This is a genomic window from Haemophilus influenzae (assembly GCF_003494325.1).
Taxonomy (GTDB): Bacteria; Pseudomonadota; Gammaproteobacteria; order Enterobacterales; family Pasteurellaceae; genus Haemophilus; species Haemophilus influenzae_I.
The window spans coordinates 273445-292914 of record NZ_QQIK01000003.1 but is presented as its reverse complement, the minus strand read 5'-3'; the positions used below and the strand labels follow the sequence as shown (position 1 = coordinate 292914).

Below are 19470 nucleotides of genomic sequence, written 5' to 3'. Positions count from 1 at the left end.
TCAAGTGCGGTTTTTTTATTTTAGCGGAGAAATTATGGAAAAGATTTTAGTTATTCGTAACGATAAATTAGGCGATTTTATGCAAGCATGGCCTGCTTTTGCAATGTTGAAAGCCTCAAATTCAGAGCTAAAATTAACCGCACTTGTGCCGAATTACACTGCGCCTTTAGCGGAAATTTGTCCATTTATTGATGATGTTATTATTGATAGCAAAAAAAATGACAAAACGGATTTCAAACGTCTTGTGCAGGAAATCAAAACGCAGCAGTTTGATGGAATGATTAGTTTCTTTTCTAATACCCATAATGGAAAACTCGCTTGGAAAAGTGGAATTAAATATCGCCTTGCACCTGCGACTAAATGGGTTCAAATTCTTTATAATCATCGTCTAACACAACGCCGTTCTCGTTCTGAAAAATCAGAAGCGGAATACAATCAAGATTTAGTTCGGGCTTTTTTGCAAAAGCATAATATGCCAGTTGTTGAACCTAAACCGCCTTATTTAACCTTTGAGAAAAGTGCGGTAGAAAATCAGCGCGTTTTTTTACAAGAGAGTTTAGGGCTTTCCGCAAATAAAAAATGGATCTTTGTGCATAGTGGTTCTGGTGGTTCAGCTACGAATCTTTCTTTAGCGCAATATGCGGATTTAATTAAAGGCTTATTGGCTGAGTTTGATTGCAATGTTGTGCTGACTGCAGGGCCTGGCGAAAGTGAAAAAGCCTATGAATTAGCAAATCTTGTGAATGATTCACGCATAGTCATTTACGATAAGAATAAAGGTTTAGTGGATTTTGCTCATTCTTTGGCTTGTGCAGATTTATTTATTGCGGGATCTACTGGGCCATTGCATTTGAGCAGTGCGTTTAATATTCCGACTATCGGGTTTTATCCAAATAGTCGTTCTTCTCAGCCGAGACGTTGGAAACCCATTAATGATGTCGATAAGCATCTTGCCTTTTGCCCACCTGCGGGAAAAGAGACTCAAATGAATTTAGAGTTAATTTCAATAGACAATGCGTTAGCTGAAATATCACTTTTCATACGGAATATGTGGCAAACGAGCAATAATATTTAAGAAGAATTGAACAACGCTGCCTATGCTGGTGGCGAAAAGGACAGTACCCAAGCCAACGACACCACCAAGTAAAAAACCAAGTAAACAAACCGAGATCTCAAGGCTTGAGCGTACCACGTTGATGCTTAAATGAAAACGTTGGCAAATACCAACCATTAATCCGTCTCGAGGGCCCGCACCTAAGTGACAAGTGAGATATAAGGCAGTTCCAAAACCATAGAGTAATATACCGATCAGACAGAAGATCATTCGTGAAAAAAGTGCGGTTGGCGGCGTCAGTATTTTTGTTGTGATCCCTAGAAATAGAGCAATAACGATAATATTTAATAATGTCCCAAGCCCAAGGCGTAATTTGAGAGGTTTCCATACCAACATTACTGCGCAACTAATTAAAAAAGATGACCAGCCAATATCAAAATTTGTCTGTATTGCTATACCTTGTGAAAGTACAGTCCAAGGTGTCGATCCTAAACCTGATAATACAATAAGCCCATCTCCAATACCTAAAATAGAAAGAGCAAAAAGTAAGATTGAAATGGTTTTATATTGCGCGGTCCATAATGATGTGGCAGCCCAAGATGTGCGAGGTATAACGCGTACTTTTTTCTTCATATTTATTACCTTTTATATTCCGTTTTATCATAAAAGGAAAGATGCAAAAACAGAAATAATTTTGTCAGTTCATTTATATCAAAAACATATTTATTTTGAGTAACCGTTTGCATAATGTTTATTTTCTAAAACTGTGATCTTCCTCACGTTTTCAAAATTGTCTATTTTGTTACCATTGCGTACAATACAAAACCATTTTCAAAGGGGACGTTATGTTAGCTTCACTTCAAGATATTCTCGATACGGTTAAAGCCAATAATCTGACTTATCATCAAAAATTAATGACATTAGGCAATATTGCCGAGCGTTTATTTGATCCTCGCGATTTGCTTGGTTATACCGATGAAGAATGGGGCTTTTTACAGAATCAAATGATTTGTGATTTATGTGAAGGTTACGCGATTTATCGTCCTCGTTATATCCTGCCTGACTACAATGTGTATATCCAAAAGGGCTGCGAATTTTTAGAGTTGCCGCCTCCAAAAGATCTTGATGAGGCACTTGATGGATTATTGATTCTTTACTCCCACGTGCCATCCATTACGACTTATCCTGTTTATATTGGGCGTCTTGATGTGTTGCTCGAACCGTTCATTACTGATGAAGAAAAAGATTACATAAAAATTAAACGTTTCTTAAATCATATTGATAAAACTGTGCCAGATTCATTCTGTCATGCCAATATTGGGCCTTATGATACGAAAGCAGGTCGCTTGATTTTACGCGCCGTGATTGAGCTTGAAGCACCAACACCGAATATGACTATTCGTTATGACAAATCGAAAACAAGCCGTGAGTTTGCTGAACTTGCAGCAAAAGCCTGTTTGTTGGTTTCTAAACCATCTTTTGCAAACGATGCTTACTATATTTCCGATCTAGGCGAAGAATACGGTGTAGCAAGTTGCTATAACGCACTGCCTGAATGTGGCGGTGCCTACACCTTAACGCGTTTACGTCTAGGGACAATTGCTCGCACCTGTAAAAGTGCGGATGAAATGCTGAATGAATTATTACCGCGTGTGGCGAAATGTGCTCTTTCAACCATGGATAAACGCCACAAATTTGTAGTGGAAGAAAGTAATTTCTTTAACAGTTCATTCCTCGAAAAAGAGGGCTTTATCAAACGCACTAATTTTACAGGAATGTTTGCGATTGTGGGCTTGGCTGATGCCACAAATCACTTATTGCAATGTGAAGGCTTAAATGAAACCTTTGGTAAGAGCGTTCGTGGCGATGAAATTGCCACTGCGATTATGGATAAATTGAAAGAAATCACTGATGCGCACGAAGGAGTTTATGCCGAACGTACTGGCAATCGTTATTTATTACACGCACAAGTGGGCGCAAGTAACCACGAAGAAGACAAACGCAACGCACCGGCTCACCGTATTCGTGTAGGCGAAGAACCAACTTTACTTGCGCATTTGAAACAATCTGCACCTTTCCATAAATATTTCCCATCTGGTACAGGGGATTTATTTGCTTTTGATCAAACCTATGTAGATCACTGTGATGCAGTGGTGGATATTATTGATGGTGCATTTTCCTTAGGCTATCGCTACATTACCACCTATTTGAAAAACACGGATTTAATTCGAGTTACAGGTTATTTAGTGAAGAAAAGCGAAGTTGAAAAATACCGTAAAGGCGAAGTTGCATTACGCGATACAACTTGGTATGGCTCGGGTACGGATGAATGTGCCAACGTGTTTGATCGCCAATTACGCGATGAAAAAGATATCACCGCTGAAAAATAATTGGAAAAATGACCGCACTTTCTGAGATTTTTGTGCCGTTGCATCGGATTATTCCTTTTTCAAATGTAGAGGGACAAGGCAATCGTTCGAGTATTTTTCTGCAAGGTTGCAAGCTAAATTGCTTGTATTGCCATAATCCGGAAACCATACCTCGTTATACGGAAAGTGCGAAATTGGTCAGTTTGCAGTATTTGTATGAACAGGTTATGGAGGCAGTTCCATTTATTCGCGGTGTAACGGTTTCTGGTGGAGAACCCACTATTCATCACAAAAAACTTGTGCCACTCTTTAAGGCTTTACGTTCAAAAGGATTGACTTGTTATTTGGATAGTAGTGGCTTTTTTGAATTTGATCGCATTCGTTCGTTAATTGATGTTACTGACAAATTTTTATTCGATCTGAAAGGAGAGGGGGTTGGCTTGCAAACACTTTGTTTCGATCGGAAAAATCAAGCAGGAATCGTACCACAGCAAGTGATGCCAGAACGTTTACATATAAAAAACGACAAACTGGAGCGGAATTTGCAAAATTTAGCTACCTTATTGCCATTAAATAAAGTGGAAGAAGTGCGGTTGGTTTTTTTAAAGCATTTTTTTGATGCAGAACATTTAGTGAGCAAAGCTGCTCAACTACTACGAAATTATCCAGACGTGGCATTAAAAATTATCCGTGTGCATAGTAAAGGTGCGCGTGATGAATCAGGGTTATCAGCATATATTCCAAGTGTGGAAGAAACTAATGCCCTAGCTGCTTATGCACGTCAATGTGGAATTAACAAGGTTTTGACTATTTTATAGACGTTTACAAAAAGTGCGGTGAAAATTCTCCGACTTTTCATAAGAAAACAAGTAGAATAAGCCGAATTTTATTAACTTAACTAATCTAGGGGAATCAAAAATGAGTGTGTTAAGCAGCATTTTGGGAATGGTCGTATTAATCGCTATTGCCGTGTTACTGTCCAATAATCGTAAAGCGATTAGTATTCGAACCGTAATGGGGGCGTTAGCAATCCAAGTAGGATTTGCCGCCCTTATTTTATATGTGCCAGCAGGTAAACAGGCGTTGGGTGCCGCTGCGGATATGGTATCTAACGTTATTGCCTATGGTAACGACGGGATTAATTTCGTTTTCGGCGGATTGGCAGATCCAAGTAAACCATCTGGTTTCATTTTTGCAGTGAAAGTATTACCGATTATCGTGTTCTTCTCTGGCTTAATTTCTGTGCTTTACTATCTCGGCATTATGCAAGTCGTGATTAAAGTATTAGGTGGTGCATTGCAAAAAGCATTGGGTACGTCAAAAGCAGAATCAATGTCAGCGGCTGCGAATATTTTTGTTGGTCAAACTGAAGCACCATTAGTTGTTCGCCCTTACATTAAAAATATGACCCAATCTGAATTATTTGCCATTATGGTAGGTGGAACAGCCTCTATTGCGGGTTCAGTAATGGCGGGTTACGCAGGAATGGGCGTGCCATTGACATACTTAATCGCAGCATCATTTATGGCAGCGCCAGCAGGTTTATTATTTGCGAAATTAATGTTCCCACAAACTGAACAATTCACAGATAAACAACCAGAAGACAATGATTCAGAAAAACCAACTAACGTACTTGAAGCAATGGCGGGCGGTGCGATTGCAGGTATGCAACTTGCATTAAACGTAGGTGCAATGTTAATCGCATTTGTTGGTTTAATTGCATTAATTAATGGTATTTTAAGTGGCGTTGGTGGCTGGTTTGGCTACGGCGACTTAACTTTACAATCTATCTTTGGTTTAATTTTCAAGCCATTAGCATACTTAATCGGTGTAACAGATGGTGCTGAAGCAGGTATCGCAGGACAAATGATCGGGATGAAATTAGCGGTTAATGAATTTGTGGGTTATCTTGAATTTGCAAAATACTTACAACCAGATTCTGCGATTGTATTAACTGAAAAAACCAAAGCTATTATTACTTTCGCGCTTTGTGGTTTTGCTAACTTCAGCTCAATTGCAATCTTAATCGGTGGTTTAGGTGGTATGGCTCCAAGCCGTCGTAGTGATGTTGCTCGTTTAGGTATCAAAGCCGTTATCGCTGGTACTCTCGCTAACTTAATGAGTGCAACTATTGCTGGTTTATTTATCGGCTTAGGTGCTGCAGCACTTTAATTTATCTTAATCAATTAAAAAGTGCGGTAAAAATGACCGCACTTTATTCATTTTTATTCATTATCAAAAATTAAGGAAAAATTATGACTCCACATATTAACGCGCCTGAAGGTGCATTTGCTGATGTTGTTTTAATGCCTGGCGATCCACTTCGTGCAAAATACATTGCAGAAACTTTTTTACAAGATGTAGTTGAAGTAACGAATGTTCGTAATATGCTTGGTTTTACTGGAACTTACAAAGGTCGTAAAATTTCTATTATGGGACACGGAATGGGGATCCCATCTTGCTCTATTTACGCGAAAGAATTAATCACTGAATATGGCGTGAAAAAAATCATCCGTGTAGGTTCTTGTGGTGCTGTTCGTATGGACGTAAAAGTGCGCGATGTGATTATCGGTTTAGGTGCATGTACTGATTCGAAAGTAAACCGTATTCGTTTCAAAGATAACGACTTTGCAGCTATTGCTGACTTCGATATGGCACAAGCTGCTGTTCAAGCTGCAAAAGCAAAAGGCAAAGCCGTTCGTGTCGGTAACTTATTCTCGGCGGATTTATTCTATACACCCGATGTTGAAATGTTCGATGTAATGGAAAAATACGGCATTTTAGGTGTGGAAATGGAAGCTGCTGGAATTTATGGTGTGGCTGCAGAATATGGTGCAAAAGCATTAACGATTTGTACCGTGTCTGACCATATTCGTACTCACGAACAAACCACGGCAGAAGAACGTCAATTAACATTCAATGATATGATTGAAATTGCGTTAGATTCAGTATTAATTGGTGATGCGCAATAATATCTTCTAGCGGATTTAAGAAGTGCTTGAAAAACAACCGCACTTTTAATATAATCCGCGCCCATTATGAGCCGTTCAGGGCTCATATTTTTGTGTGGTGCAATGAATTTTGCACTAAAAATTATCGGGGAGCTATTTAATAGCGTTATTACCCAATTAGAGGAAAACTAAAATGGCAAAAAAAGTCCAAGCCTATGTTAAGTTGCAAGTTGCAGCTGGTATGGCTAACCCATCACCACCAGTTGGTCCTGCATTAGGTCAGCAAGGTGTGAACATTATGGAATTCTGTAAAGCATTCAACGCTCGTACTGAGAGCTTAGAAAAAGGTTTACCAATTCCAGTTGTTATCACTGTATATGCAGACCGTTCATTTACTTTCGTCACTAAAACTCCACCAGCAGCAGTATTATTGAAAAAAGCTGCAGGTATCAAATCTGGTTCTGGTAAACCGAACAAAGATAAAGTGGGTAAAGTAACTTTAGATCAAGTTCGTCAAATCGCTGAAACTAAAGCAGCAGATATGACTGGCGCGTCTATCGAAACCAAAATGAAATCAATCGCTGGTACTGCTCGTTCAATGGGCTTAGTGGTGGAGGAATAATACGATGGCTAAATTGACTAAAAAAATGAAAGCAATCAAAGCTGGCGTAGATTCTACTAAAGCATATGAAATCAACGAAGCAATCGCGGTATTAAAACAATTCGCAACCGCTAAATTCGTTGAAAGTGTTGATGTTGCAGTAAACTTAGGTATCGATCCTCGTAAATCTGACCAAAACGTTCGTGGTGCAACTGTATTACCACACGGTACTGGTCGTGAAGTACGTGTAGCTGTGTTCACTCAAGGTGCTAACGCAGATGCAGCTAAAGAAGCTGGTGCTGATTTAGTAGGTATGGAAGATTTAGCAGAGCAAATCAAAAAAGGCGAAATGAACTTTGATGTTGTTATCGCTTCTCCTGATGCAATGCGTGTTGTTGGTCAATTAGGTCAAGTATTAGGCCCACGCGGTTTAATGCCAAACCCTAAAGTTGGTACTGTAACACCAAACGTTGCTGAAGCAGTTAAAAATGCTAAATCTGGTCAGATCCGTTATCGTAATGATAAAAACGGTATCATCCACACCACTATCGGTAAAGCAAACTTCTCTGAAGTTCAATTAAAAGAAAATCTTCAAGCATTATTGGCTGCTTTAAATAAAGCAAAACCAACTACTGCTAAAGGTATTTTCATCAAGAAAGTAAGCATCTCTACCACTATGGGTGCAGGTGTTGCTGTTGATCAAACTTCTTTATAATTTAAAGAATTGATAGATTTTAAACCGCACTTTTTGAAAGTGCGGTTTTTTATTTCATAAAATTTCTACATAATTTTTCAACTTGACGAGAAAGCTGCATTCATTTAAAATTTACCGCCTTGAAATTAGCAAAGATTTAGATTGATTTTTAATCAATTTTGACCTTTTATTGCTTAATTTAACCGTGTTTTTGATAGAAAGCACATCCACACAATGACAAATTCACCGTTATTTGTCGTTGTTTTGCTCAAGTTGTCGTTCTATGTAATTTGAGTTGTCACCCCACTATAGAAGTAAGGTTCAGAGTGCGGTCATTTTAACGGTCATTCACGTCACAGTTAGTTTGTGGCTAGGTCACTGAACAGTTAGCAGAGGAAAACCAATGGGTTACTCCTATTCTGAAAAAAAACGAATTCGTAAAGATTTCGGTAAACGTCCGCAAGTTTTAAATGTTCCTTATTTATTAACCATTCAGTTGGATTCTTTTGATAAATTTATTCAAAAAGATCCTGAAGGTCAGCAAGGTTTAGAAGCGGCATTCCGTTCTGTATTCCCTATTGTAAGCAATAATGGCTATACAGAATTACAATATGTAGATTATCGTTTAGAAGAGCCAGAGTTTGATGTACGTGAGTGCCAAATTCGTGGCTCAACTTATGCAGCAGGCTTACGTGTAAAATTACGTTTAGTGAGCTACGATAAAGAATCTTCTTCACGCGCAGTTAAAGATATTAAAGAAAATGAAGTTTATATGGGGGAAATCCCATTAATGACTGATAACGGTACTTTTGTAATTAATGGTACCGAGCGTGTTATCGTTTCACAATTACACCGTAGTCCGGGCGTATTCTTCGATTCTGACAAAGGTAAAACCCATTCTTCAGGTAAAGTGCTTTATAACGCACGCATTATTCCTTACCGTGGTTCTTGGTTAGATTTTGAATTCGATCCAAAAGATAACTTATTTGCGCGCATTGACCGTCGTCGTAAATTACCGGCAACAATCATTCTTCGTGCATTAGGCTGCACCACTGAAGAAATCTTAAACTTATTCTTTGATAAAATTACCTTTGAAATCGCTGGCGATAAATTGTTAATGACTTTAGTGCCAGAACGTTTACGTGGTGAAACGGCTTCTTTTGATATTGAAGCAAATGGCAAAGTGTATGTTGAACGTGGTCGTCGCATCACTGCTCGTCACATTAAAGCATTAGAAAAAGATAATATCTCACAAGTAGTTGTGCCTTCTGAATATATTTTAGGTAAAGTTGCGTCGAAAGATTATGTTGATTTAGAGTCTGGCGAAATTATTTGTCCTGCAAATGGCGAAATTTCGTTAGAAACCCTCGCAAAATTAGCACAAGCTGGTTACACCACGATCGAAACTTTATTTACTAATGATTTAGATTACGGTCCATATATTTCTGAAACGCTACGTGTCGATCCAACTTATGACAAAACCAGTGCGCTTTACGAAATTTATCGTATGATGCGTCCGGGCGAGCCACCAACACCAGAATCTTCAGAAGCGTTATTCAATAATTTATTCTTCTCTGCAGAACGTTATGATTTATCTACAGTAGGTCGTATGAAGTTCAACCGTTCTTTAGCTTTTCCAGAAGGGGAAGGTGCGGGTATTTTAAGCAATGAAGATATTATTGCGGTAATGCGTAAATTGATCGACATCCGTAATGGTCGTGGCGAAGTAGACGATATTGACCATTTGGGTAACCGTCGTATCCGTAGCGTGGGTGAGATGGCGGAAAACCAATTCCGTATTGGTTTAGTGCGTGTAGAAAGAGCGGTGAAAGAACGCTTATCTTTAGGTGATTTAGATGCAATCACACCGCAAGACTTAATTAACCCGAAACCGATTTCTGCGGCAGTAAAAGAATTCTTTGGTTCTTCACAGCTTTCGCAATTTATGGATCAAAACAACCCATTGTCAGAAGTGACACACAAACGTCGTATTTCTGCATTAGGTCCGGGCGGTTTAACGCGTGAGCGTGCAGGCTTTGAAGTGCGTGACGTACATAATACTCACTATGGTCGTTTATGTCCGATTGAAACCCCTGAAGGCCCAAACATCGGTTTGATCAACTCACTTTCTGCGTTTGCACGTACTAATGATTATGGTTTCTTAGAAACACCATATCGTAAAGTGGTTGATGGTCAAGTTACTGAAGAAATTGAATACTTATCTGCAATTGATGAAGCAAACTACATCATTGCACAGGCAAACTCAAACTTAGACGAAAATAACCGTTTTACTGATGCTTTCGTTACTGCTCGTGGTGAACGTGGTGAATCTGGTTTATATAAACCCGAAGATATTCACTATATGGATGTTTCGACACAACAAGTGGTATCTGTTGCGGCTGCATTAATTCCATTCCTTGAGCATGACGATGCGAACCGTGCGTTGATGGGTGCGAACATGCAACGTCAAGCAGTTCCAACATTACGTGCGGATAAACCATTAGTTGGTACAGGTATGGAAAAACCAATCGCACTTGACTCAGGTGTTGCGGTTGTTGCAAAACGTGGTGGTACCGTTCAGTACGTTGATGCGTCTCGTATTGTGATTAAAGTAAATGAAGATGAGACCATTGCAGGTGAAGCTGGTATTGATATTTATAATTTAATTAAATACACCCGCTCTAACCAAAATACTTGTATTAACCAAATTCCTTGTGTGAATTTAGGCGATCCAATTAATCGTGGTGAAGTATTAGCAGATGGTCCTTCAACTGATTTAGGGGAACTTGCATTAGGTCAAAATATTCGCGTAGCGTTCATGCCTTGGAACGGCTATAACTTTGAAGACTCAATGTTAGTTTCTGAACGTGTTGTTCAACAAGACCGTTTTACTACAATTCACATTCAAGAGTTATCTTGTGTTGCGCGTGATACTAAATTAGGTTCAGAAGAAATTACGGCGGATATTCCAAATGTAGGGGAGTCTGCATTAAGTAAACTTGATGAATCTGGTATCGTTTATGTCGGCGCTGAAGTTAAAGGTGGCGACATCTTAGTAGGTAAAGTAACCCCTAAAGGCGAAACTCAATTAACCCCAGAAGAAAAATTGTTACGTGCAATCTTTGGGGAAAAAGCTTCCGATGTGAAAGATTCTTCATTACGCGTGCCAAATGGTACATCAGGTACGGTTATTGATGTTCAAGTCTTCACTCGTGACGGCGTAGAAAAAGATAAACGTGCATTAGAAATCGAAGAAATGCAACTTCGTGAAGCGAAAAAAGATTTAACTGAAGAGTTAGAGATTTTAGAAGCTGGTTTATTTGCTCGTGTGCGTAATCTTCTTATTTCTAGTGGTGCTGATGCAGCGCAATTAGATAAATTAGATCGCACTAAATGGTTAGAACAAACCATTGCAGATGAAGAAAAACAAAACCAATTAGAACAGCTTGCTGAGCAATACGAAGAACTTCGTAAAGAGTTTGAACATAAACTTGAAGTGAAACGTAAGAAAATCATTAAAGGCGATGATCTTGCACCGGGCGTATTAAAAGTTGTGAAAGTTTACCTTGCAGTGAAACGTCAAATCCAGCCGGGGGATAAAATGGCGGGTCGTCACGGTAACAAAGGTGTTATCTCGAAAATTAACCCAGTTGAAGATATGCCATACGATGAAAATGGTCAGCCGGTTGAAATCGTATTAAACCCACTGGGCGTACCGTCTCGTATGAACATCGGTCAGATCCTTGAAACTCACTTAGGTTTAGCGGCAAAAGGTATTGGTGATCAAATCAATGCAATGCTTAAACAAAAACAAGAAGTGGAAAAATTACGTAGCTATATCCAAAAAGCATACGATTTATTAGGTAATGGTTCACAAAAAGTGGATTTAAGCACCTTTACTGATGAAGAAGTATTGCGTTTAGCGGGAAATTTACGTAAAGGCTTACCAGTTGCAACGCCAGTGTTCGATGGTGCAGACGAAGCTGAAATCAAAGAGCTATTAAAACTTGGTGGATTACCAACTTCAGGTCAAATTACCCTTTACGATGGTCGTACTGGCGAGAAATTTGAACGTCCAGTAACCGTGGGTTATATGTACATGCTCAAATTGAACCACTTAGTTGATGATAAAATGCACGCTCGTTCAACAGGTTCTTATAGCCTTGTTACACAACAGCCATTGGGCGGTAAGGCACAATTTGGTGGTCAGCGTTTCGGTGAGATGGAGGTATGGGCACTTGAAGCATATGGTGCAGCCTACACCTTACAAGAAATGCTAACTGTGAAATCCGATGATGTGAATGGTCGTACGAAGATGTATAAAAATATCGTAAGTGGCAACCAACATATGGAGCCAGGCACACCGGAATCTTTCAACGTAATTATGAAAGAAATCCGCTCACTTGGTTTAAATATCGAGTTAGACGAAGAGTAATTTCATTCTTGCCTTCCCCTGCTTGCGGGGGAAGGTGCCCGAAGGGCGGAAGGGGGAAATTCCCCCCTCAGCCTACGGCAGCTCCCCCCGTAAACAGGGGGAGCGAAGAGAAAAAATGACGAAACAATAAATCGCCGAAGTGCGGTCAAAATTCTCCGAAATTTTTAACCGCACTTTAAACCTTTAACTCCGACAGGAGAACATTTGTGAAAGACTTAGTTAAGTTTTTAAAAGCACAATCAAAAACCAGTGAAGATTTTGATGTGATTAAAATTGGGTTAGCTTCCCCAGATATGATCCGTTCTTGGTCATTTGGTGAAGTGAAGAAACCTGAAACCATTAACTACCGTACGTTCAAACCTGAACGTGATGGTCTTTTCTGTGCGCGTATCTTCGGGCCTGTAAAAGATTACGAATGTTTATGTGGTAAATATAAACGTTTAAAACACCGTGGTGTGATTTGTGAAAAATGTGGTGTTGAAGTCACTCAAACTAAAGTTCGTCGTGAACGTATGGGTCATATTGAACTTGCATCGCCAGTTGCACATATTTGGTTCTTAAAATCATTGCCGTCTCGTATCGGTTTACTTTTAGATATGCCATTGCGCGATATCGAACGTGTACTTTATTTTGAAATGTACATCGTGACCGAACCAGGTATGACGGACTTAGAGCGCGGTCAATTATTAACAGAAGAACAATACCTTGACGCTGAAGATCGCTGGCAAGATGAATTTGAAGCGAAAATGGGTGCCGAAGCGATTCAAGATCTCTTAAAAGGTATGGATCTTGAAGCTGAATGTGAAAAATTACGTGAAGAATTACAAGAAACTAACTCTGAAACTAAACGTAAAAAAATCACTAAACGCTTAAAATTATTAGAAGCATTTGTTCAATCTGGTAATAAACCAGAATGGATGGTTATGACGGTATTGCCAGTTCTTCCACCAGATTTACGCCCATTAGTACCACTTGATGGTGGTCGTTTTGCGACTTCAGATCTGAACGATTTATATCGTCGTGTAATCAACCGTAACAATCGTTTAAAACGTTTATTAGATTTAATTGCGCCAGATATTATTGTGCGCAACGAAAAACGTATGTTACAAGAATCTGTTGATGCCTTATTAGATAATGGTCGTCGCGGTCGTGCAATTACGGGTTCTAACCGTCGTCCATTAAAATCATTAGCGGATATGATCAAAGGTAAACAAGGTCGTTTCCGTCAAAACTTATTAGGTAAACGTGTTGACTATTCAGGTCGTTCTGTAATCACTGTTGGTCCATACTTGCACTTACACCAATGTGGTTTACCTAAGAAAATGGCATTGGAATTATTCCGTCCGTTTATCTACGCGAAATTAGAAAGCCGTGGTTATGCTACGACAATCAAAGCGGCTAAGAAAATGGTTGAGCGTGAAGATGCGATCGTTTGGGATATTCTTGCAGAAGTTATTCGTGAACATCCGATTCTATTGAACCGTGCGCCAACACTTCACCGTTTGGGTATCCAAGCGTTTGAACCGATCTTAATCGAAGGTAAAGCGATTCAATTACACCCACTCGTTTGTGCTGCGTTCAACGCAGACTTCGATGGTGACCAAATGGCGGTACACGTTCCATTAACCCTTGAAGCGCAATTAGAAGCTCGTGCGTTGATGATGTCCACCAATAACGTGCTTTCTCCAGCAAACGGTGATCCTATTATCGTTCCATCACAAGACGTGGTATTAGGTCTTTACTATATGACCCGCGAAAAAGTGAACGGTAAAGGCGAAGGTATGTTATTGCAAGATCCTCGCGAAGCTGAAAAAGCATATCGTACAGGCGAAGCAGAATTACATTCTCGCGTGAAAGTGCGTATTACTGAATATATGAAAAATGAAGCGGGCGAATTTGATGCGAAAACCACGCTGACTGATACAACTATCGGTCGTGCAATCTTATGGATGATCGCGCCGAAAGGCATGCCTTATTCATTGTTCAACCAAACATTAGGTAAAAAAGCCATTTCTAAACTGATTAACGAAGCATATCGTCGTTTAGGTTTAAAAGAAGCGGTAATGTTTGCTGACCAAATTATGTATACCGGTTTTGCGTATGCGGCACGTTCTGGGTCATCAGTTGGTATTGATGATATGGAAATTCCAGCGAAGAAATACGAAATTATTTCTGCAGCGGAAGAAGAAGTAGCTGAGATCCAAGAACAATTCCAATCAGGTCTTGTGACGGCAGGCGAACGCTATAATAAAGTAATCGATATTTGGGCTGCCGCGAATGAGCGCGTAGCGAAAGCGATGATGGAAAACTTATCTCAAGAAGAAGTCATCAATCGTGAAGGTAATCCTGAAAAACAAGCGTCCTTTAACAGTATCTTTATGATGGCTGATTCTGGTGCGCGTGGTTCTGCAGCTCAGATTCGTCAGTTAGCAGGTATGCGTGGTTTGATGGCTCGTCCAGATGGCTCGATCATTGAAACCCCAATTACAGCAAACTTCCGTGAAGGTTTGAACGTATTACAGTACTTTATTTCAACCCACGGTGCTCGTAAAGGTTTGGCGGATACGGCATTAAAAACAGCGAACTCAGGTTACTTAACTCGTCGTTTAGTTGATGTGGCACAAGACTTAGTGATTGTAGAAGATGACTGTGGTACGCACGAAGGCTTAGTCATGACCCCATTAATTGAAGGTGGAGATGAAAAAGTGCCACTTCGTGAATTAGTATTAGGTCGTGTTGCTGCAGAAGATATTTTAAAACCAGGTACAGAAGAAGTATTAATTCCGCGTAACACCTTATTAGATGAAAAACTCTGTGATGTGTTGGATGCAAACTCTGTAGATAGCGTAAAAGTACGTTCTGTTGTAACTTGTGATACTGATTTTGGTGTATGTGCGAAATGTTATGGTCGTGATCTTGCGCGTGGTCATTTAATCAACCAAGGCGAAGCGGTGGGCGTTATTGCCGCTCAATCTATCGGTGAGCCGGGTACACAGCTAACAATGCGTACGTTCCATATTGGTGGTGCGGCATCTGCGGCAGCGAAAGAATCTAGTGTGCAAGTTAAAAACACTGGTACAGTGCATTTAATGAATGCAAAATTCGTGACTAACGATGAAAGCAAACTAGTATTAACTTCTCGTAACACGGAATTAACTATTACTGATGCATTTGGTCGTACTAAAGAACATTATAAAGTGCCTTACGGTGCGGTATTAAGCAAAGGTGACGGTCAAGAAGTCACTGCAGGCGAAACTATCGCAAATTGGGATCCACATACAATGCCAGTTGTCTCTGAAGTATCTGGTTTTGTGAAATTTGTAGACATTATTGATGGTTTAACTGTGACGCGTCAAACAGATGAATTAACAGGTTTATCATCAATCGTGGTTCAAGATGTGGGTGAACGTGCAACTGCGGGTAAAGATTTACGTCCAACTATTAAATTAGTTGATGCAAATGGCAACGATATTTTCTTACCTGAAACTGATGTTCTTGCACAATACTTCTTACCTGGTAAAGCAATCGTAAGTTTAGACGATGGCGCAGCAGTAAAAGTGGGTGAACCATTAGCACGTATTCCGCAAGAATCTGTGGGTACTAAAGATATTACTGGTGGTCTACCACGTGTTGCGGATTTATTTGAAGCACGTAAACCAAAAGAACCAGCTATTTTGGCTGAAATTTCTGGTATCGTGTCTTTCGGTAAAGAAACTAAAGGTAAACGCCGTTTATTAATTACTCCTACAGAAGGCGAAACTTACGAAGAAATGATTCCAAAATGGCGTCAGCTCAACGTATTTGAAGGCGAAATGGTACAACGTGGTGACGTAATTTCTGATGGTGCTGAAACACCACATGACATTTTACGTTTACGTGGCGTGCGTGCAGTAACTGAATACATCGTGAACGAAGTGCAAGATGTTTACCGCTTACAAGGGGTAAAAATCAACGATAAACATATCGAAGTTATCGTTCGTCAAATGTTACGTAAAGCGGTAATTACTAAAGCTTACGACTCAGAATTCCTTGAGGGAGAACAAGTCGAAGTGGCTCGCGTGAAAATTGTTAATCGCCAACGTGAAGCAGAAGGTAAACTACCAGTTGAATTTGAACGTGAATTATTGGGTATCACCAAAGCGTCTCTTGCGACTGAATCCTTTATTTCCGCAGCATCGTTCCAAGAAACTACTCGTGTTCTTACCGAAGCAGCAGTGGCAGGTAAACGAGATGAATTACGTGGCTTGAAAGAGAACGTAATCGTAGGTCGTTTAATCCCAGCAGGTACAGGTTTTGCGTATCATCAAAATCGTCACAAACATCGTTTAGTTGATGATGTCGTAGCGAAATTATCTGAAGAAGATGAAGCAGCTATCGCTGATGAATTTGTTATGACTGCAGATGATGCAAGTGCGAACTTAGCTGAAATGCTTAACATGGCAGATGATGCGGAATAATTAATTCCCTATATAAGAAAACCCGAATGAAAGTTCGGGTTTTTTATTTTTATGAAAATGGGTAGAGGTTTTATGCCAGAACAACAAGTATGTTTCTTCATAGAAATTCACAAAAATTTGAGACTTTTAGAAAAGTCTGTTGTTGATAGTTATGTTACACTTTGCTCATATTTTTCAAAATAAGGATCATACTATGAATATAACAAAGCCTTTTCCTCTTCCAACAGGATATTTCGGTATTCCTCTTGGTTTAGCAGCCTTATCTTTAGCTTGGTTTCATTTAGAAAACTTATTTCCTGCTGCGCGAATGGTAAGTGATGTTCTTGGCATTGTAGCAAGTGCGGTCTGGATTTTATTTATTTTAATGTATGCGTATAAACTTCGTTATTACTTTGAGGAAGTTCGTGCAGAGTATCATAGCCCAGTTCGTTTTTCCTTTATTGCATTGATTCCTATTACAACTATGTTGGTAGGCGATATTCTTTATCGTTGGAATCCTTTAATTGCTGAAGTTTTAATTTGGATTGGAACGATTGGTCAATTACTTTTCTCAACATTACGTGTCAGTGAATTATGGCAAGGTGGTGTATTTGAGCAAAAATCTACTCATCCTTCGTTTTATTTGCCTGCAGTTGCTGCAAATTTCACAAGTGCAAGTTCATTAGCATTACTTGGCTACCATGATTTAGCCTACTTATTCTTTGGCGCAGGAATGATTGCTTGGATTTTTTTTGAGCCTGTATTATTACAACATTTACGTATTTCATCTCTTGAGCCACAATTTAGAGCCACCATAGGGATTGTTTTAGCACCTGCGTTTGTGTGTGTATCTGCTTATTTATCGATCAATCACGGCAAGGTGGATACGTTAGCTAAAATCCTTTGGGGATATGGATTTTTGCAATTATTTTTCTTATTGCGATTATTCCCTTGGATTGTGGAAAAAGGACTTAACATTGGCTTATGGGCATTCTCATTCGGATTAGCGTCTATGGCAAACAGTGCTACCGCTTTCTATCATGGCAATGTTTTACAAGGCGTGTCTATTTTTGCCTTTGTTTTCTCAAATGTAATGATTGGCTTATTGGTTTTAATGACAATATATAAATTAACTAAAGGGCAGTTTTTCCTAAAATAAGGCATTTAAATTAACTAAGGCAGGGATTACCTGCCTTATTTACATATTACATCTATTTGTCTTTTTCTATTTCAATCACTTCTACACAATCAAGCGTACCCGCTTTAATTCGCCATTTCACATTAAATTCATACAAACTCATACCATAAATACGATCACTCGGTTTACCTTGTTGATAGGCTGGGCGAGGATCTTGCTCTAGCACTTGGCGAATAAAACGACTTAAGTGCGGTCGTTTTTCTTCTCGTTTTTTTACCGCACTTTTGGCTTGCTCGGTAAATTCAACAGTCAGTTTTACTGGTGGTTTTTCTTGGGCAAAGCTCGATTGCGCATTTGGCTCACTATCCGCATAGGCAATATAGGGTTTGATATCGAAAATGGGCGTGCCATCCACTAAATCCACCGCACCTAAATGGAGAAAAACGTTACCGTTGATACATTCTACTTGACGTAATTCAACTTTGGATAAACCAAGAGGATTTGGGCGGTGCGTTGTGCGTGAAGCAAATACACCAACTCGTTGATTACCGCCTAACCGAGGAGGGCGTACGGTGGGTTGCCATTTTCCTTGTTGGATTTGGTCGAACTGAAAAATTAACCAAAGATGACTGAATTGTTCTAATCCTCTCACGGCTTCTGGCGAATTATAAGGCGGTAAGAGTTCTACAATGCCTACTCCGTCTTCAACTAAATTAGGTTGGCGTGGTACGGAGAATTTTTCTTTATAAGGCGTGTGGATAATGGCGATAGGCGATAAGGTTAAATCATTCATAAATTGGGTGTCTTAGTGTAGAATACGCGGCTTATTGTAATCAAAAGTGCGGTCAAAAAAAATGACAAATGAAAAATTGAAAATGTGGTGGGAAACGGCTCGACCGAAAACTTTGCCCTTAGCGTTGGCATCGATTTTCACGGGTTCGGCATTAGGTTATTGGGCGAATCCACAAGGTTTTAATGGGCTTGTAATGGTGCTTTGTTTACTCACGACAATTTTATTGCAGGTGCTTTCTAATTTTGCCAATGATTATGGGGATCATCAAAAAGGTTCAGATACTGAAGAACGTATTGGGCCATTACGTGGCATTCAAAAAGGCGCAATTTCAGCAAAAGAACTGAAATGGGGATTAATTCTAATGGTGACGGCAAGTTTTCTTTCAGGAAGTTTCTTGATTGGAATCGCTTATGAAAATCTCTCAGATTTATTCGCTTTCGCTGGGCTTGGAATTTTAGCTATTGTTGCTGCCATTACTTACACAGTTGGGGTAAAACCTTATGGCTATATGGGCTTGGGCGATATTTCTGTGTTGGTATTTTTTGGTTTGCTTGGTGTTGGCGGTACTTATTATTTGCAAACTCACAGTATTGATAGCCACATTATTTTGCCTGCTATTGGTTCTGGCTTATTGGCAAGTGCGGTATTAAATATCAATAATTTACGCGATATTGAACAGGATGCGAAAGCTAGCAAAAATACCCTAGCCGTTCGTTTAGGTGCATATAAAGGGCGTGTTTATCATTGTATTTTATTAAGTGTGGCGGCCCTATGTTATTTAGCATTTGCGGTGGCAACGGCCATTTCTTGGACAAATTATTTATTTGTATTAGCAATGCCGTTGTTAGCTAAACACGCGATCTTTGTTTATCGCAGTCAGCAGCCAAGTGAATTGCGTCCAATGTTGGCTCAAATGTCTATGATTTCGTTATTAATCAATATCTTGTTTAGTTTAGGCTTGCTTATCGGCTAAATCGGCATATACTAAAGCAAACAAAA

Annotated in this window: 13 protein-coding genes; 11 read left to right on the top strand and 2 right to left on the bottom strand. The window is 39.5% G+C overall.

From position 1 onward, the window contains the following. Window positions 1–34 precede the first annotated feature (34 nt). Window positions 35–1075: a glycosyltransferase family 9 protein gene (locus DV356_RS07090; RefSeq protein WP_032824028.1), complete on the top strand. Its 1041-nt coding sequence runs from the start codon at window positions 35–37 to the stop codon at window positions 1073–1075. On the opposite strand, the gene yczE is transcribed toward DV356_RS07090, so the two are convergent. Then, entirely contained in the window at window positions 1031–1687 is a 657-nt protein-coding gene (yczE, locus tag DV356_RS07085) for a membrane protein YczE (protein WP_011272097.1), read from the bottom strand. The genes DV356_RS07090 and yczE overlap by 45 nt on opposite strands. A gap of 212 nt (window positions 1688–1899) precedes the next feature. Here yczE and DV356_RS07080 point away from each other — a divergent pair, with 212 nt between their 5' ends. The 9 genes from DV356_RS07080 (at window position 1900) to tehA (ending at window position 17699) form a co-directional block, all read left to right on the top strand. Further along, on the top strand, window positions 1900–3444 hold the full coding sequence (locus DV356_RS07080) for a YjjI family glycine radical enzyme (RefSeq protein ID WP_005669410.1): 1545 nt from the start codon (window positions 1900–1902) through the stop codon (window positions 3442–3444). Window positions 3445–3452: 8 nt separating this feature from the next. Further along, complete coding sequence (locus DV356_RS07075; RefSeq protein WP_118806734.1) at window positions 3453–4241, top strand: 4Fe-4S cluster-binding domain-containing protein; 789 nt, start codon at window positions 3453–3455, stop codon at window positions 4239–4241. A gap of 100 nt (window positions 4242–4341) precedes the next feature. Then, on the top strand, window positions 4342–5595 hold the full coding sequence (locus DV356_RS07070; RefSeq protein ID WP_061725095.1) for a NupC/NupG family nucleoside CNT transporter: 1254 nt from the start codon (window positions 4342–4344) through the stop codon (window positions 5593–5595). An 83-nt stretch (window positions 5596–5678) separates the two neighbouring features. Continuing rightward, entirely contained in the window at window positions 5679–6395 is a 717-nt protein-coding gene (gene deoD / locus DV356_RS07065) for a purine-nucleoside phosphorylase (RefSeq protein WP_005658023.1), read from the top strand. Window positions 6396–6567: 172 nt separating this feature from the next. After that, entirely contained in the window at window positions 6568–6996 is a 429-nt protein-coding gene (gene rplK, locus DV356_RS07060; RefSeq protein ID WP_005627653.1) for a 50S ribosomal protein L11, read from the top strand. A 4-nt stretch (window positions 6997–7000) separates the two neighbouring features. After that, entirely contained in the window at window positions 7001–7690 is a 690-nt protein-coding gene (gene rplA, locus DV356_RS07055; RefSeq protein ID WP_005627655.1) for a 50S ribosomal protein L1, read from the top strand. Window positions 7691–8072: 382 nt separating this feature from the next. Next, window positions 8073–12104 (top strand): DNA-directed RNA polymerase subunit beta, encoded by a 4032-nt coding sequence (gene rpoB, locus DV356_RS07045; protein WP_118806733.1) that lies wholly within the window; start codon window positions 8073–8075, stop codon window positions 12102–12104. A 206-nt stretch (window positions 12105–12310) separates the two neighbouring features. After that, complete coding sequence (rpoC, locus tag DV356_RS07035; protein ID WP_118806732.1) at window positions 12311–16561, top strand: DNA-directed RNA polymerase subunit beta'; 4251 nt, start codon at window positions 12311–12313, stop codon at window positions 16559–16561. Window positions 16562–16754: 193 nt separating this feature from the next. Continuing rightward, window positions 16755–17699 carry a dicarboxylate transporter/tellurite-resistance protein TehA gene (gene tehA, locus DV356_RS07030; protein WP_162628603.1) on the top strand — a complete coding sequence of 315 codons (945 nt, stop codon included), beginning with the start codon at window positions 16755–16757 and terminating at the stop codon, window positions 17697–17699. A gap of 52 nt (window positions 17700–17751) precedes the next feature. Here the strand turns inward: tehA and tsaA are convergent, their stop codons facing one another. Continuing rightward, a complete protein-coding gene (tsaA, locus tag DV356_RS07025) occupies window positions 17752–18471 on the bottom strand; it encodes a tRNA (N6-threonylcarbamoyladenosine(37)-N6)-methyltransferase TrmO (protein ID WP_112119312.1) in 720 nt (239 codons plus the stop codon). A gap of 61 nt (window positions 18472–18532) precedes the next feature. On the opposite strand from tsaA, the gene menA reads away from it, so the two are divergent. Beyond that, window positions 18533–19444 (top strand): 1,4-dihydroxy-2-naphthoate octaprenyltransferase, encoded by a 912-nt coding sequence (menA, locus tag DV356_RS07020; RefSeq protein WP_005649448.1) that lies wholly within the window; start codon window positions 18533–18535, stop codon window positions 19442–19444. Window positions 19445–19470 lie beyond the last annotated feature (26 nt).

Bases quoted from the DNA above. Each gene is read 5' to 3' on its own strand.
- yczE (WP_011272097.1), bottom strand. From the start codon at position 1,687: ATGAAGAAAAAAGTACGCGTTATACCTCGCACATCTTGGGCTGCCACA.
- tehA (WP_162628603.1), top strand. From the start codon at position 16,755: ATGAATATAACAAAGCCTTTTCCTCTTCCAACAGGATATTTCGGTATT.
- DV356_RS07075 (WP_118806734.1), top strand. From the start codon at position 3,453: ATGACCGCACTTTCTGAGATTTTTGTGCCGTTGCATCGGATTATTCCT.
- deoD (WP_005658023.1), top strand. From the start codon at position 5,679: ATGACTCCACATATTAACGCGCCTGAAGGTGCATTTGCTGATGTTGTT.
- DV356_RS07080 (WP_005669410.1), top strand. From the start codon at position 1,900: ATGTTAGCTTCACTTCAAGATATTCTCGATACGGTTAAAGCCAATAAT.
- rplA (WP_005627655.1), top strand. From the start codon at position 7,001: ATGGCTAAATTGACTAAAAAAATGAAAGCAATCAAAGCTGGCGTAGAT.
- tsaA (WP_112119312.1), bottom strand. From the start codon at position 18,471: ATGAATGATTTAACCTTATCGCCTATCGCCATTATCCACACGCCTTAT.
- menA (WP_005649448.1), top strand. From the start codon at position 18,533: ATGACAAATGAAAAATTGAAAATGTGGTGGGAAACGGCTCGACCGAAA.
- DV356_RS07070 (WP_061725095.1), top strand. From the start codon at position 4,342: ATGAGTGTGTTAAGCAGCATTTTGGGAATGGTCGTATTAATCGCTATT.
- DV356_RS07090 (WP_032824028.1), top strand. From the start codon at position 35: ATGGAAAAGATTTTAGTTATTCGTAACGATAAATTAGGCGATTTTATG.
- rplK (WP_005627653.1), top strand. From the start codon at position 6,568: ATGGCAAAAAAAGTCCAAGCCTATGTTAAGTTGCAAGTTGCAGCTGGT.
- rpoB (WP_118806733.1), top strand. From the start codon at position 8,073: ATGGGTTACTCCTATTCTGAAAAAAAACGAATTCGTAAAGATTTCGGT.